13 protein-coding genes and 1 riboswitch are annotated in these 14,687 nt (G+C 70.3%); of the genes, 6 read left to right on the top strand and 7 right to left on the bottom strand.

Translation table 11 applies throughout. The annotated features are described in order from the left end of the window. Positions 1-46: 46 nt before the first annotated feature. Both M2351_RS03020 and mepA read left to right on the top strand, forming a co-directional pair. Positions 47-595, top strand: coding sequence for an ankyrin repeat domain-containing protein (locus M2351_RS03020; RefSeq protein WP_264654673.1), 549 nt, complete (start codon positions 47-49; stop codon positions 593-595). A gap of 88 nt (positions 596-683) precedes the next feature. Further along, entirely contained in the window at positions 684-1,562 is an 879-nt protein-coding gene (mepA, locus tag M2351_RS03015; RefSeq protein WP_264654672.1) for a penicillin-insensitive murein endopeptidase, read from the top strand. Between the two features lie 18 nt (positions 1,563-1,580). Here mepA and M2351_RS03010 read toward each other — a convergent pair whose 3' ends face one another. After that, positions 1,581-3,056 carry an MFS transporter gene (locus tag M2351_RS03010; RefSeq protein ID WP_264654671.1) on the bottom strand — a complete coding sequence of 492 codons (1,476 nt, stop codon included), beginning with the start codon at positions 3,054-3,056 and terminating at the stop codon, positions 1,581-1,583. Positions 3,057-3,164: 108 nt separating this feature from the next. Here M2351_RS03010 and M2351_RS03005 point away from each other — a divergent pair, with 108 nt between their 5' ends. Continuing rightward, positions 3,165-4,007 (top strand): helix-turn-helix transcriptional regulator, encoded by an 843-nt coding sequence (locus M2351_RS03005; protein ID WP_264654670.1) that lies wholly within the window; start codon positions 3,165-3,167, stop codon positions 4,005-4,007. Positions 4,008-4,050: 43 nt separating this feature from the next. Here the strand turns inward: M2351_RS03005 and ribB are convergent, their stop codons facing one another. Both ribB and M2351_RS02995 read right to left on the bottom strand, forming a co-directional pair. Then, positions 4,051-4,719, bottom strand: a complete 669-nt coding sequence (ribB, locus tag M2351_RS03000) for a 3,4-dihydroxy-2-butanone-4-phosphate synthase (protein WP_264654669.1) — start codon at positions 4,717-4,719, stop codon at positions 4,051-4,053. Positions 4,720-4,857: 138 nt separating this feature from the next. Further along, a riboswitch (FMN riboswitch) is annotated at positions 4,858-5,016 on the bottom strand. 88 nt (positions 5,017-5,104) lie between these two features. Beyond that, the gene (locus M2351_RS02995; protein ID WP_264654668.1) at positions 5,105-6,766 is read right to left on the bottom strand and encodes an alpha-amylase family protein; all 1,662 of its coding nucleotides are present in this window, start codon (positions 6,764-6,766) and stop codon (positions 5,105-5,107) included. A gap of 239 nt (positions 6,767-7,005) precedes the next feature. On the opposite strand from M2351_RS02995, the gene M2351_RS02990 reads away from it, so the two are divergent. Continuing rightward, positions 7,006-8,166 (top strand): calcium-binding protein, encoded by a 1,161-nt coding sequence (locus M2351_RS02990; RefSeq protein WP_264654667.1) that lies wholly within the window; start codon positions 7,006-7,008, stop codon positions 8,164-8,166. On the opposite strand, the gene rsmD is transcribed toward M2351_RS02990, so the two are convergent. The 3 genes from rsmD to M2351_RS02975 form a co-directional block, all read right to left on the bottom strand. After that, the gene (rsmD, locus tag M2351_RS02985; RefSeq protein WP_264654666.1) at positions 8,157-8,744 is read right to left on the bottom strand and encodes a 16S rRNA (guanine(966)-N(2))-methyltransferase RsmD; all 588 of its coding nucleotides are present in this window, start codon (positions 8,742-8,744) and stop codon (positions 8,157-8,159) included. The two genes, M2351_RS02990 and rsmD, sit on opposite strands and share 10 nt — an antisense overlap. Beyond that, positions 8,725-9,969: a pseudouridine synthase gene (locus M2351_RS45045; protein WP_406567358.1), complete on the bottom strand. Its 1,245-nt coding sequence runs from the start codon at positions 9,967-9,969 to the stop codon at positions 8,725-8,727. Before M2351_RS45045 ends, rsmD begins: the two co-directional genes overlap by 20 nt. Positions 9,970-10,030: 61 nt before the next feature. Continuing rightward, positions 10,031-10,240, bottom strand: a complete 210-nt coding sequence (locus M2351_RS02975; protein ID WP_264654665.1) for a dodecin — start codon at positions 10,238-10,240, stop codon at positions 10,031-10,033. 147 nt (positions 10,241-10,387) lie between these two features. Between M2351_RS02975 and M2351_RS02970 the strand changes: the two genes are divergently transcribed. Then, positions 10,388-10,828 (top strand): nucleoside deaminase, encoded by a 441-nt coding sequence (locus M2351_RS02970; RefSeq protein ID WP_264656828.1) that lies wholly within the window; start codon positions 10,388-10,390, stop codon positions 10,826-10,828. A gap of 33 nt (positions 10,829-10,861) precedes the next feature. Here the strand turns inward: M2351_RS02970 and M2351_RS02965 are convergent, their stop codons facing one another. After that, a complete protein-coding gene (locus M2351_RS02965; protein WP_264654664.1) occupies positions 10,862-13,171 on the bottom strand; it encodes an ATP-binding protein in 2,310 nt (769 codons plus the stop codon). A 344-nt stretch (positions 13,172-13,515) separates the two neighbouring features. Between M2351_RS02965 and zapE the strand changes: the two genes are divergently transcribed. Further along, the gene (gene zapE / locus M2351_RS02960; protein WP_264654663.1) at positions 13,516-14,670 is read left to right on the top strand and encodes a cell division protein ZapE; all 1,155 of its coding nucleotides are present in this window, start codon (positions 13,516-13,518) and stop codon (positions 14,668-14,670) included. Positions 14,671-14,687: the final 17 nt, after the last annotated feature.

Below are 14,687 nucleotides of genomic sequence, written 5' to 3'. Positions count from 1 at the left end.
TCCCCGTGTTCCCTTAAGGCACGCGACAGCGGAGAGGGGGACGAGGATGCACACGAAACCAGCGGAGGACCCCGGCAAGCCCTTGCCGGAACTGGACGACCAGACGCTCGCCTTCGTGGCGCGCGTGTTCGGCTTCGCGCGCGGCGGCCATGCCCGGGAGCTGAGCGAGCTGCTCGGCCAGGGGCTGCCCGCCAACCTGCGCAACGAGCGCGGCGACAGCCTCCTCATGCTGGCCGCCTATCACGGCCACGGCGAGGCGGTGCGCGTCCTGCTGGAGCATGGCGGCGATCCGAACCTCGGCAACGACCGCGGCCAGACCCCGCTCGCCGCGGCAGCCTTCAAGGGCGAGCTGGAGGTCGTGCAGCGCCTGCTGGACGCCGGCGCCCTCGTGGACGGTTGCGGGCCGGACGGGCGGACGGCGCTGATGACGGCGGCCATGTTCGGCCGCACCGCCATCGTCGACCTCCTGCTGGCGCGCGGCGCCTCCGCCGAGGCCCGGGACGCCGGCGGGAACACCGCCCATGACGCCGCGCTGGCGATGGGGGCCGCCGAGACGGCGGAGCAGCTGGAGCGCGCGGTCCGCAAGGACCGGTAGACCGGCTGCCGCGCCTCGTCCCACGCTTGCAACGCTCATCCCTCCGGTTCCGTGCTACGGTCGGGTTCGGTCCAAGGAGGAAGAGCCCGTGCCCGTGGTCATGCGTCGATGCCGTTCCATCGCCCTGCTGGCGGTCCTGTGCGGGCTGTGGTCCGCCGGTGCGCTGGCCGCGGACCACGCCCCCAGCTTGGCCATGACCCCGGCCATCACCCCGGCCGCCCTGCCGGCGCCGGGGCGCCTCCCCGCGGCGCAGCCGATCGGCGGCTACGCCAACGGCTGCATCCGCGGCGCCGAGACCTTGCCTGCCGAGGGACCCGGCTACCAGGCGGTCAACCTGTCGCGGAACCGCAACCACGGTCATCCGGACACCGTTGCCTTCGTCCAGGACCTCGCCCGCCACGCCACGGCCGAGCGCCTGGGGCGGCTCGCCGTCGGCGACATATCGAAGACCTTCGGCGGCCGGATGGAGACAGGGCACGCCAGCCACCAGATCGGCCTCGACGTCGACGTGTGGTTCGACCTCGACGAGCCGTCGCTCCCGCGGGAGCAGCGGGAGCGCACGGACTTCCCGACCATGGTGAACCTGAAGGCGCAGCGCGTCTTCCCCGACCGCTTCGGCCCCCGGCAGGCGCGCCTGCTGGAATTGGCGGCGACCAGCCCGAAGGTGGCGCGCGTCTTCGTCAACCCGGCGATCAAGCTGGCCCTGTGCGAGGGGGAGCGCGGCGACCGCTCCTGGCTCCGCAAGATCCGCCCTTGGGGCGGGCACGACTCCCACTTCCACGTGCGGCTGGATTGCCCGGCCGGCGCAACCGCCTGCCTGTCGCAGGATCCCATCCCGCCGGGCGACGGCTGCGGTCAGGAGCTGCTGAGCTGGTTCGAGCCGCCGAAGGAGGCTCCGGTCCCTCGCCACCCCAAGCCCATCCCCACACCGCCGGCCGCCTGCATCGCCGTCCTGGCGGGAAATTGACGTCTCAGTCGATGCCGCTCAGCCCACCCGCGGCTTGCGGAGCAGCCACACGAGCAGCCCCAGCGTGACCGCCCCGGCCGCAGCGGCGTAGAGCGCCGCGCAGGCAAAGGCGCGGGCGTAGGCCTGCGGCTCGGCGAGGCCCGCCGCCCGGGCGTCGCTGAGCGCCCCGAAGAACAGGATGCCGACCACGGCGACGCCCAGCGCCCCGCCAACCTGCTGCATGGTGGTCAGCACGCCCGCGGCAGCCCCCGCCTGCTGCTCCTCGATGCCGCTGATGATCGTGTTGAGCAGCGGCGTCAGCAGAAGCCCCTGCCCAAGGCCCTGGACGACGAAGGGCAGCACGAAGGCCTCCAGCCGCAGCACCGGCGACGCCAGGGCGAGGACTCCGCTCATCAGCGTGCCGGCCAGCGTCAGGACCGCACCGCTGAGCAGGATGGCGCGCCGCCGCCGCGCCGGAAGACGCCCGGCCAGGATCGACGCGCCCATGAAGGGGGCCGCCAGCACGGTGAAGAGCAGCCCGGTCTCCATCGGCGACCGCCCGAGCCCCAGCTGCGCGAAGAAGGTGAAGGACAGGAAGAAGGAGTTCAGCGTCGAGTAGAAGGCCAGCGTGATCGCAAGGCCGATCACGAAGACGCGGTTGCGGAACAGGCCGGTGTCGAGCAGCGGCGAGTCATGCCGGCGCGACTTGCCGTGCTGGTGCGCGCCGAACAGCGCCAGCACCAGGGCCGCAACGACCGGCGCCGCCAGCGCCCAGGCCGGCCAGCCGGCCTCCCGCCCCTCGATCAGCGGGTAGAGCAGCAAACCAATGCCCAGCGAACTCAGCGCCACTCCGGCGAGGTCGATGCGCTGGCCGCGCGGCAGCCGCGATTCCGGGATGACGTACGGCGCCGCTGCGAGGGCGGCCAGCCCGATGGGGATGTTGATCAGGAACACGGGGCGCCAGGACAGGTGCCACAGGTCCATGCCGACCAGCACCCCGCCCAGCAACTGCCCGGCGATGGTGGCGAGCCCCATCACTACCCCCATGGCCGCGAAGGCGCCGGCCCGCTGGCGCGGGTCGGTGATGGTGACCCGGATCAGCGACAGCACCTGCGGGAACAGCACCGCCGCCGTCACGCCCTGGGCGAGGCGGGCGAGGATCAGCGTCTCAGCGGTCGGGGCCAGCCCGCACAGGGCGGAGGTCAGGGTGAAGCCGGCCAGCCCCAGGCGGAACATGCGCCGCCGCCCGTACATGTCGCCCAGCCGCCCGCCGGTGATCAGCGACACGGCGTAGGCGAAGCCGTAGCCCGCCACCACCAGCTCCGCCTCTGCGAAGCTGGCGCCCAGCGTGTGGCGGATGCTGGGGATGGCGACGTTGACGATCATCACGTCCATGACCGCCATGAAGGTGGCCGTCAGCATGACCGCAAGGCCGAGCCGCATCCGCAGCGTGGCCGTCTCTGCCGGGAACGCGCCGGCGGCGGTCGTTGCGGTGGTTGTTGAAGTGTCCGTCATGGCTCCTCGCCATCACTGTGGAGAAGGTCGATGGCCAGACGGTGCGGGATCGGCTATAATGTTAGTAGATAAGGATTTATCCTATTATCAGCGCTGACAGGCTCGCCCATGCTGAACCTCGCCCGCCCCGACTCCCGCCGCGCCCTGGCGGATTTCGTCCGCACCCGGCGCGAGCGCCTGCGCCCGGACGACGTCGGCCTGACGCCCGGCGCGCGCCGCCGCACCCCCGGCCTGCGGCGGGAGGAGGTGGCCCAGCTCGCCGGAGTCGGGGTGACCTGGTACACCTGGTTCGAGCAGGGGCGCGACATCCAGGTGTCCACCCATTTCCTGGAAAACCTCTGCCGGGCGCTGCGCCTCGACCGGGCGGAGCGCGCCCACCTCTTCGCGCTCGCCCAGGAACGGCCGCCGCCACTGCCGACCGCCGCGGTGCGCACGGTGTCGCCCCCGGTGCAGGCGATGCTGAGCAGCCTGCCGCACCCGGCCTACATCAAGACCTCGCGCTGGGACGTGGTCGCCTGGAACGCGTCCGCGGCAACACTGCTCGACGACTTCGCCCGGGTGCCGCCGGAAGACCGCAACACGCTCTGGCTGATCTTCGCGGAGCCGCGCTTCCGCCGCATCATGGTCGATTGGGAGGCCGGCGCACGGCGGGCGCTCGCCAAGTTCCGCCTGGACCACGGCCGCTCCCGCGGCGACGCCGCCTTCGAGGCGCTGGTCGACCGGCTGACGGAGGCCAGCCCGGAATTCCGCGACTGGTGGCCGGCCCAGGACGTGTCCGACTGCGGCGAGGGCGTGAAGCGCATCCGCCACGAGGCGGTCGGCGAGATCGAGTTCCAGCACGCCGCCTTCGTCGTGGAAGGCGCGCCGGACCTCCGGCTGGTCGCCCTGACGCCGATCTCCGACCGGGACGCGCAACGCGCCGCCCAGGCCATGACGGCGCCACGTGCGTAAAGCGGGGACTCCGCCACACGGGCGAAGCCCCCATCCCTGCTCGTTACGCGACCGATCGCAGCCGCCGGACCTCGACCAGGTCGGCGATGCTGACCATCGGCATGCCGTGGCGTTCCGCGAAGGCGACCAGTTCCGGCAGGCGGGCCATGGTGCCGTCGGGGTTCATCACCTCGCAGAGCACGCCCGCCGGCTTGCGCCCGGCCAGCGTGGTCAGTTCGATGGTCGCCTCCGTATGCCCGCGCCTAGCCGCCAGACCGCCGGCGTGCGCGCGGATCGGGAAGACATGGCCCGGCCGCGCGAGGTCGTCCGGCTTGCAGCCGTCGGCGATGGCGGTGCGGATGGTGGTGACGCGGTCGGCCGCCGACACGCCGGTGCTCACCCCTTCCCGCGCCTCGATGGACACGGTGAAGGCCGTGCCGAAGCGGGCGGTGTTGGCCCCCACCATCGGCGGCAGGTCGAGCCGCCGCAGGTGCTCGTCCGGCAGGATCAGGCAGACGATCCCCGATCCCTCGCGGATCAGCAGGGCCATCTGGTCGGTGGTGATGGTCTCGGCGGCGTAGATCACGTCGCCTTCGTTCTCGCGGTCCTCGTCGTCCACGACAACCACGCCGCCACCCCGGCGGATGGCCTCGACGGCGCGGGACACGCGCTCTTCCGCGGTGCCGAAGCGGTCGAGGAGGTTGGTGCTGCTGTTGGAAACGATCTGATTCATGGTTCTCACTCCGGTTGGGGCGAGCCTGAATCAGGGCGCAAAGAGTCTCCCGGCGGTACCGAGGACCAAACCCTCGGCACCGCCGGCGCAGACCACCGGTCGCGCCCCGCCATCACGGCGGGCCACGGCCTGGGGCCGGCTCGTCCTCTTCCATCCGGACTGTAACCGTCGGCTCCGGCATCTCACCGGATCTGCTGACCTCACGAGCCCTTGGCTGGGCTCATAAGCGCTCGCGGGCTCTCCCTCTCGCGAAGGACTACCGCCGGTCGGGATTTTCACCCTGCCCTGAGAACAAGCGTCTGTGTGCCGCTCCCGAACGGGAACGGCCTGGGGAGGGTCGGACGATGGCGCGGGGAAGTCAAGCCCGCGCTATCCTCTTTTCCCCTCAGCTCTCCGTCCTTCTCAGCAGGTAGTCGAGCCCACCCACCCGGTACCACCGGTAGCCGTAGGCCTCGATCACCAGATGGTGCTTGCCGTCGTCGCCGGGGTCGCTGTGGTCCTCCGACAGCAGATTGACCAGCCGGTCCGACTCCCCCACCCCGCCGACGGCCAGCGCGATCTCCTTCGGCTTGTCGTCGAGGTTGTGGAGGATCACGACCGAATTGTTCTTCCAGTCGTAGCGCATGGCCAGCACCGCCGGGGACCCCGTCGGCAGGATCGCGAAGTCGCCCCAGCCGATTTCTGGGCATTCCTTGCGCATTCGGATCATCCGCTCGGTCCAGTTCAGCAGCGCTCCCGGGTCGCGGCGCTGGCGGGCGGCGTTGATGCGCTCGTAGCCGAAGACGCCGCCGCTGATCACCGGCAGGATGGGCTTGTCCGACTTGGTGAAGCCGCCGTGGGGCTCGTCGGACCACTGCATGGGGGTGCGGGCACAGTTGCGCTCCGGCAGGGACAGGTCGTCGCCCATGCCGATCTCGTCGCCGTAGCGGATGACCGGGGTGCCCGGCAGCGTGAACAGCAGGCTGTAGGCCAGTTCCAGCCGCCGCCGGTCGCCGTGCAGCATGGGCGCCAGCCGGCGGCGGATGCCGCGATCGTAGAGCTGCATGCCCTTGTCCGGCCCGAAAACCTCGAAGACGCGCTTGCGCTGCTCGTCGTCCAGCCGGCCCAGGTCCAGCTCGTCGTGGTTGCGCAGGAACTGGCCCCACTGGGCGGTGGCGGGGCGCGGCTTGGTCGCCTTCAGCGCCTTGACTAGAGGGCGCGTGTCGGCCGACGCCATGGCGTAGAACAGGTTCTGGTTGACCTGGAAGTTGAACATCATGTGCATGCGGTCGCCGTCGTCGCCGAAATAATCCATGTCGGTGTCCGGCAGCACGTTGGCCTCCGCCAGGATCATGGCGTCGCCGCAGCGCCACTGCACGAATTCCCGGAACATGCGGAGCATGTCGAACTGCTCCTTCGGCGTCTTCACGTCCGGCCCCTTGGTGGAGATGATGAAGGGCACGGCGTCCATGCGGAAGCCCGAGACGCCCAACTCAATCCAGAAGCCCATGACCTTCAGCAGTTCCGCCTGCACCTCCGGGTTGGAGGTGTTGAGGTCCGGCTGGAAGTCGTAGAAGCGGTGAAAGTAATAGGCCTCCGCCTCCTTGTCCCAGGTCCAGGTCGTCTTCTGCACGCCGGGGAAGACCATGCCTTCGTCGGCGTTGGACGGCTTCTTGTCGGACCAGACGTACCAGTCGCGGTACTTGGAGTTCGGGTCCTTGCGGGCCGCCTGGAACCAGGGATGCTGGTCGGAGGTGTGGTTGATCACGAGGTCGATGATGACCCGGATGCCGCGCTGTTTGCAGGCGTGGCTGAACTCCACGAAGTCGCCCAGCGTGCCGTAGCGCGGGTCGACGGTGTAGTAGTCGGCGACGTCATAGCCGTCGTCCTTCATGGGCGACGTTTGGAACGGCCCCAGCCACAGGCAGGTCACGCCCAGACCGTGCAGATAGTCCAGCCGCCGCTGCAGCCCCTGGAAATCGCCGATCCCGTCGCCGTCGGCGTCCATGAAGGTGCCGACCGCCAGGTTGTAGATGACCGCGTTCTTGTACCAAAGATCCTTGATCATGCCCTGCCATCCCCCCAAAGCGTCCGGACCCGCCCGCAACGTTCTAGGCTGACAACAGCGCCGACCGGCCAAGGTGCCCGGACGCCATAACTCCTACGACCAAGGGCGTCCTACGCCGGTCATCATTTGGTTAAGGTATAGTTAAGGTCACAAGAAAGCCCCCCAAACCAACCGCATGATGCCACCGGTCGGCACGGTGCCGGACGCAGGGTGACACTGGGGATTTGGGGGTCAGCGCCATGAAGAACCAAAAGAAGGCCGTCAGCTACTCGCTCGGCAACGCCGTCTCGTCGCCGTCCGGCACGCAGACCGCAGCCCCGATGGCGGCGACGACCGCGCTCGCCGGCGCCCCGGCGGCCTTCGCGCCCGCTTCCATCAACTACACCGAGAACCGGGCCGACGGCGGCTTTTCCTGGGACGTGAAGTACGACCTGGGCTTCGACGGGTCGGCCTTCACGGTGCAGACGCGCATCCACCTACAGGGCGGCACCGCCGGCAGCCTCCAGCAGGTGTGGGAACAGGGGATCGAGAACCTCTGGAACAACAAGTACAGCCTGTCGGACGGCGCCAACAGCTACGCCATCCGCTTCGACGTTCAGTTCGTGGCCGCGGGGACCCAGCAGTACGACGTGAACGTCATCAACGCCAACGGGCGTTGCGACATGCTGAACTGGTACACCGAGACCGACTGGGGACCCGATTACCAGGACGAACTGGCGGCGCACGAGTTCGGCCACATGATCGGCTGCTTCGACGAGTATGCGGGCGGCGCCACCTACGGCAACTTCGCGGCCCCCGGCACCATCATGTCGGACCTGACCGACACGCTGCGCCCCAACTACATGAACTCGATCGACCATTACGCGGAGATGTTCACCGGCCGGACCTACAGCATCGTCGACGCGCCGAAGGATCAGGTCCTGAACGGCAGCGCGTCGAACGACACGCTCTATGGCGGGGCCGGCAACGACGCGCTGTACGGGCTGGGCGGCAACGACGAGCTGTGGGGCACCGACGGGCGCGACACGCTGTGGGGTGGCGACGGCAAGGACTCGCTGCACGGCGGGGCCGGCGACGACCAGCTCCACGGCGGCGCGGGGACCGACCTGCTGATGGGCGACCTCGGCAACGACACGCTGTGGGGGGACGCCGGCAACGACACCCTGTGGGGCGGCGCCGGGGCCGACGTGTTCGTCTTCACGCGTGGCGGCGGGCGCGACCGCATCGCCGATTTCAGCAGCGCGCAGGGTGACCGCATCAACCTGACCAAGGGCATGACCTACAGCCTGGGCAGCGACGGCAGCGGCAGCGCCGTGCTGGACTTCGGCGGCGGCGACCAGCTGACCCTGGCCGGCCTCGCGCGCAGCCAGGTCACAGCGGGCCTGTTCACCTACTCCTGAGCCGGCCCTGGAACGCTGTCGTAGCGCAGGAAGACGACGCGGGTGTCGCCGTAGCGGCGCTCGTCCAGGATGGTGAAGCCCGGCGGCGGGGGCAGCGGGTCGCGGTCCCCGACCTCCACGACCAGCACGGCGCCGGGCGCCAGCCATCCGGCCTTCGCCAGCCCCTCCAGCGCCCGCGGCGCCAGATCCTGGCCGTAGGGCGGGTCGAGGAAAGCCAGCGTGCAGGGACGGCGCGGGGCCGGGGGCTTGGTGGCGTCGGCGCGCAGCACGGCGGCGCGCTCCCCTTCCCCAAGTTCCGCGATGTTGGCACGGACGGCGTCCAGGGCGGCGCGGCCCATGTCGAGGAAGCTGCCGTGCGCGGCGCCCCGCGACAGCGCCTCCAGCCCCAGGGCGCCGGTGCCGCAGAAGGCGTCCACCAGGACCGCGCCCTCGACCGGATCGGCGCCGTCCGGCCCCCAGTCGGCGTGGGCCAGGATGTTGAAGATGGATTCGCGGGTGCGGTCGGTGGTCGGCCGCGTGTCGCGCCCGGCCGGGGCGGCCAGCCGCCGGCCGCGGTGCCTACCGCCGACGATCCGCACGGGCCCGCTCCGGCCGTCCACCGCCCTCTGTTCTTCCGCCGCCCTCGGTCTTTCCGGGGCCGCCGCGCCCGCCGGGGCCGCGCGGCTTCGGTCCCTGGGGACCGCCACCGGGATTGCCGCCGGGCTTACCACCGGGCCTGCCCCCGCCGGCCGGCTTGCCACCCTTCAGGCTGAGCGTGTTCCGGCCCTCGGCCGATGGCGCAGCCGCCGCCGGCTTGGCCGTACCGGGCTTGGCCGGGCCGCGGCGCCCAGGGGCGGCCTTCGATGCGGCCTTCGGCTCCGCCTTCGCCCAGCCTTCCTTGGCGTCGCGCGGCTTGGCCGCCTTGGCCGGAGCCCTGGCCGGAGCCTTGGCCGACGCAGCCGCACCCTCCGCCTTCGCAGCAGCCTTGGTCCCGCCGTTGCGGCCGCCGGTCTTGGGCTTGGCTTCCTCCGCGGGGTCGGCGCCGGTGAAGAAGCGGGAGACCTGCTCCCGCACCACGCGCTTCGGCACCTCCTCGACGGCGCCTTCCTCCAGCTTGCCCAGCTGGAAGGGGCCGTAGGCGACGCGGATCAGGCGGTTCACCTGGAGGCCCAGCGCCTCCATGACCTTGCGGATCTCGCGGTTCTTGCCTTCCTTCAGGCTGACTGTCAGCCAGGCGTTGCGGCCCTGGATGCGGTCCAGCGCCGCCTCGATCGGGCCGTACTTCACGCCCTCGATGGTCGGGCCCTTCTCCAGGTCGGCCAGCTTCTTCTCGTCCACCTCGCCAAAGACGCGCACGCGGTAACGGCGCGTCCAGCCCGTGGCCGGCAGCTCCAGGAAGCGGGCCAGCTCCCCGTCGTTGGTCAGCAGCAGAAGCCCTTCGGTCGTCAGGTCGAGGCGGCCGATGGAGATCACCCGCGGCATGTCCGGCGGCAGGCGTTCGAAGACGGTGGCTCGCCCCTTCTCGTCGCGGGCGGTGGTGACCAGCCCCGACGGCTTGTGATAGCGCCACAGCCGGGCCGGTTCCGGCTCCGGAATGACCTTGCCGTCCACCTGCACGATGTCGCCCGGCCGCACCACGCAGGCCGGGCTGTCGAGCGTCGTGCCATTGACGGCGACGCGGCCTTCGGTGATCCAGCGCTCGGCGTCGCGGCGCGAGCACAGGCCCGCGCGCGCCAGCCGCTTGGCGATTCGCTCGCCGGCGTCAGGCTCGTTCGAGGCCTCGGCGGCGGAAGGTTCGGAATGATCGAGATCGGGGCTGTCCATGGGCACGGACCATAGGGCTTGACCGTTCCGGCCGCAACCCATGGCACAGCACTTTGTTCCGTTATTCTTCCAGCCGGAAGCCGACCTTCAGGACGACCTGGAACTGCGCGACCTTGCCGCCCTGCACGTTGCCCCGGACCTCCCCCACCTCGAACCAGTCGACGTTCTTCAGCGTCTTGGCGGCGCGCTGGATCCCGTTTCGGATCGCGTCGTCGATCGAGGTCTCCGCGGTGCCGACGATCTCGACCTTCTTGTAGACGTGGTTGTCCATGGGATGCCTCCTCCATTGCGTTGGGCCATTGGCCTTGGATCGGCGTGGCGCCGACCTTGGTCTCAACAGCGCAGGATGGAGATCCGCTCCTTGACGACGGCGGAAGTCGCCCGCCATCTTGCGCGCATGCGCCCGAATCCCTCTCCCATGGAAGCCGCCTTCGCGGAGGCCGAGGCCGCCGCCGCCCGCGGCGAGGTGCCGGTCGGCGCCGTCGTGGTCGATCCCGCGACCGGCGCCGTGCTGGCCCGCGCCGGCAACCGGACGGAGGAGCTGAACGACCCCACCGCCCACGCCGAGGTGCTGGCCATCCGCGAGGCCTGCGCCGCGCTGGGGGAACCGCGCCTGCCCGGCCTGGATCTCTACGTGACGCTGGAGCCCTGCGCGCTCTGCGCCGCGGCGATCAGCTTCGCCCGGCTGCGGCGCGTCTATTTCGGCGCCTACGACCCCAAGGGGGGCGGCGTGGAGCATGGCCCGCGCTTCTACTCCCAGCCCACCTGCCACCACGCGCCGGAGGTCTACGGCGGCATCGACGAGACGCGGGCCGGGGCGATGCTGAAGGATTTCTTCCGGGAGCGGCGCCCCGGTTGAGGCTCGGCAGCGGCGCTGTGCCGAAAGTCGCCCTCACGACAGCGCCGCGACCACCAGTGCCTCCGCTTCGCCGGGCTTGACGGTCCGCTCGGCGGGGAAGCGGGCGGTCATGGTGGTGCCGATGCCCGGCGTGCTGGCGCAGCTCAGCGAACCGCCGTGCAGCTCCATGAGGTTCTTGGAGATCGACAGACCCAGCCCCGTGCCCTCGAAGGATCGGGACACGGTGTTTTCGGCTTGCCGGAAAGGCTGGAACAGGTGCTCCATGAACTCCGGCGCGATGCCGATGCCGGTGTCGGCCACCGACACGGCCAGGCTTCCGTCCTCCTCGACGCGGGCGGCCAAAGTGACGCGGCCGCCGTCCGGGGTGAACTTCACGGCGTTGGACAACAGATTCAGCACGACCTGCTTGAAGGCCCGGCGGTCCAGCCAGACGGCCGGCAACTCGCCCGCAGGGCCGTCGACGATCCCACTGCGCAGTTCCACCCGCGCGTCCCGGGCGCGGTCGCGGACCATCATCAGGCACTGCGCCAGCGCGTCGGCGGGATCGACCACCTCCTCGGTCAACTCGTAGCGGCCGGCCTCGATCTTCGACATGTCGAGCACCGCGTTGACGATGTCCAGCAAATGCTTGCCGCTGTCGTGGATGTCCTTGGCGCAGGCCTTCTGGCGGTCGTTCAGCTTGCCGAAGAATTCGCTGTCCAGGATTTCCGAAAAGCCGATGATGGCGTTCAGAGGCGTGCGCAGCTCGTGGCTCATGTTCGCCAGGAATTCGGACTTGGCGCGGTTGGCCATCTCCGCCTGGCTTTTGGACGCGAGCAGTTCCGCCTCCTGCTGCTTGCGCTTGCTGATGTCGCGGATGACCCCCACGAAGACGCTCTGCCCACCCTTCACGCCACCGGACCCGGACTCATCCTCCAAGCGCACAACGCTGACCGCGAGCGTGATCGGGAAGGTGGAGCCGTCGCGGCGGACGGCCAGCACCTCGCGGTCGCTGCCGATGATGCGAGACCCCGCCTCCGGACGATAGTCAGCCATGCTGCGGTCGTGATCCGCGTGAAGGCTCTCGGGCAGCAGGATGTTGACGCTCTTCCCCACCACCTCGGCCTCGGCGAAGCCGAACAGGCGCTCGGCCGCCGGGTTGAAGGTCTCGATCCGGCCGCGGGCATTGATGGTCACCACGGCGTCCACCATGGAGTCCAGGATGCCGCGGATGCGGCGCGACGCGCGCGCCAGCCTCATTTGGTCCCGGTCGCCGCGCGCTTGCTGCCGCTCCACATGGACGGTCAGCAGGGCGATCACCGCGGTCATGCCCAACGCCATCAGGGTCCAGACCGCGCTGTCGCGCCGCCATTCGGCCAGCGCGTCGGCCTGCGCCACGGCGGCAATCACGACGAAGGGATGCGTCCGGCCGCGGCGCAGGCTGACGATGCCCGGACGTCCGTCGTCGGGCAGGGCCGCGTGCAGCGTGCCCTCCCAGCCTGTCGCCAGCAACGGCCGAATCTCCGCCCACCCGTCGAGCCGCGCCGGGCTGCTGTCGGGCTTGTCGTCTGGCTTGTTGGCCGGCCGCCGCAGCAGGACCGATCCGTCGCTCAGCGCCAGCGTCGCCGTGCTGCCCCCGCCGCCCTCCAGGGCCGTCAGGCTGGTGCCGAGCTGCGCGGGGTTGATCATCGCCACGACCACGCCGCCGAACCGGCCGTCCGGGCGGGTCCAGCGGCGGCTGATCGGGATGACGCTGGTGCCGGGGAAGGCCCGGCTGGCTATGGGCGGCCCGACGAAGAGTCCACTTGGAGCCACAGCACCGTTTGGAGCCGCACCGTCGCGGTGGACGGCGAAATAGGACCGGTCCGTCAGAGAAACGTCCGGCGGGTTCGTATCGGCGGAATGGTGGAGCGTGACTCCGGTTTCGTCCACCACCACCAGCCCGGCGATCGGCGCCAGCGCGTCGCGGCGCGCGCGCAGCAGGTCGTGGATCGCAGCACTGCCCCGGCTGCGCCCGTCCGGATGCACGTCCAGCAGGGTCAGCAGGTCGGTCAGCAGCAGGTCGACGCCCGACACGGTGCGCCCCGCCTGCTCGTCCAGGACCAGCGCTAGATTGCGCGTGGCGCGCTCGGCCGCGCCGATGGATTCCCGGTGGTGCTGCCATACGCCGTAGGCGATCATCGCGTTCACCACCGCGATGAAGGTCAGCCCCGACGCGCGCATCAGGAAGCGGACCGACCCGAACGCCAGAAGGGCCTGCTGCACGGCGCCGCGGCCCAGGGCGCGCCGGGCATCGGCGACGAGCGGGGACGGCGGGGTTACGGGGCCGTCGGAAGGTGGGTGGCCGGGATGCCGGTGGACCATGGCGGCGGTGGTTTCCTAGGCACGCGGCTCCATCCGCACAGGATCGGGCCGCACAGGACCGGGTGGGGTGAGCGGGTCGGTGATCTCCGGCGACACTCTCGCGCGAAATGCATAACGGATGTTTAACCGTCCGGATGGGGCTCGCAGACCGCCGCCCACGCACGATTGTCCCTTTAAGCCGACGCACCGCGGCGGTACAAGATGCGGGCGGTGATCGCCTGACGGGCGCCTGCCCTGCCCGCCGGGCATGCCCGCGCCGTTGCCCCGCGGTGCCGCATCCGCTACCTAAAACAGGCCTTCCCTCCGCCGATCCCCCGACACCCGCATGCCCGAGACCCGCTTCCATGTCTGACGGACCGCTTTCGCTCTACCGCGCCCGCCGTGGCACCGGCACGCTGCGCCCCGACCCCGACCAGGAACTGGCCGCGGAAAAGCTGCAGAGCCTCTACAAGGCGTTGCAGGGCTACCGCCCGCAGCCGGCCGCCAACGGCGGCGGCGCCAAGGCGGGCTGGCTGGAGCGCTTCGGCCTCGGCCGTCCGCGGCCGGAACCGGTGGAGGCGCCGCAGGGCCTGTACCTCTACGGCGGCGTGGGCCGCGGCAAGTCCATGCTGATGGACCTGTTCTTCGACACCGCCCCAGTGGACCGGAAGCGCCGCGTCCACTTCCACGAGTTCATGCTGGAGGTGCACGAGCGCATCCACCAATACCGCCAGTCGGGCAAGTCCAGGGGGAAGGACGCCGACGACGCCCTGCCGGAGCTGGCCCGCGCGCTGGCCGATGAGGCTTGGCTCCTGTGCTTCGACGAGTTCCACGTCACCAACGTCGTGGACGCGATGATCCTGGGCCGGCTGTTCACCAGCCTGTTCGACTTGGGCGTGGTGGTGGTGGCGACCTCCAACTGGCCGCCGGACATGCTCTACAAGGACGGCTTGCAGCGGGAGCTGTTCCTGCCCTTCATCGCCCTGTTGAAGGAGAAGCTGGACGTCCTGGCGCTGGAAGGTCCGACCGACTACCGGTTGGACCGCCTGCAGGGCAAGCCCGTCTATTTCTGGCCGCTCGGCCCTGACACCGACCGCCGCATCGTTGAGACCTTCGCCACCCTGACCGACGGCGCCCCGGGCGAGCCGACGCACCTGCTGGTGCAGGGCCGCCGGGTGGAGATCGCCCGCGCCGCCAAATGCGTGGCGCTCGTCGATTTCTGGAGCCTGTGCGGCAAGCCGCTGGGCGCCGCCGACTACATCGCCATCGCGACGCACTTCCACACCGTGCTGATCCACGACGTGCCGACCATGAAGGACGAGCTGCGCAACGAGGCGAAGCGCTTCATGACGCTGGTCGACGCCCTGTACGAGCACAAGGTGAACCTGGTCGTCGCCGCCGAAGGGCCGCCGGAACGCCTCTACCCCGAGGGCACCCATGCCTTCGAGTTCGAACGCACCGTCAGCCGCCTGATGGAGATGCAGTCCGAGGACTACCTGCGCCAGCAGCATTTGACCTGATCCTAACAACCTACCGA

Source organism: Azospirillum canadense, assembly GCF_025961225.1.
Classification (GTDB): Bacteria; Pseudomonadota; Alphaproteobacteria; order Azospirillales; family Azospirillaceae; genus Azospirillum; species Azospirillum canadense.
The sequence above is the reverse complement of the archived record's forward strand: the minus strand, read 5'-3'. Positions and strand labels throughout refer to the sequence as shown.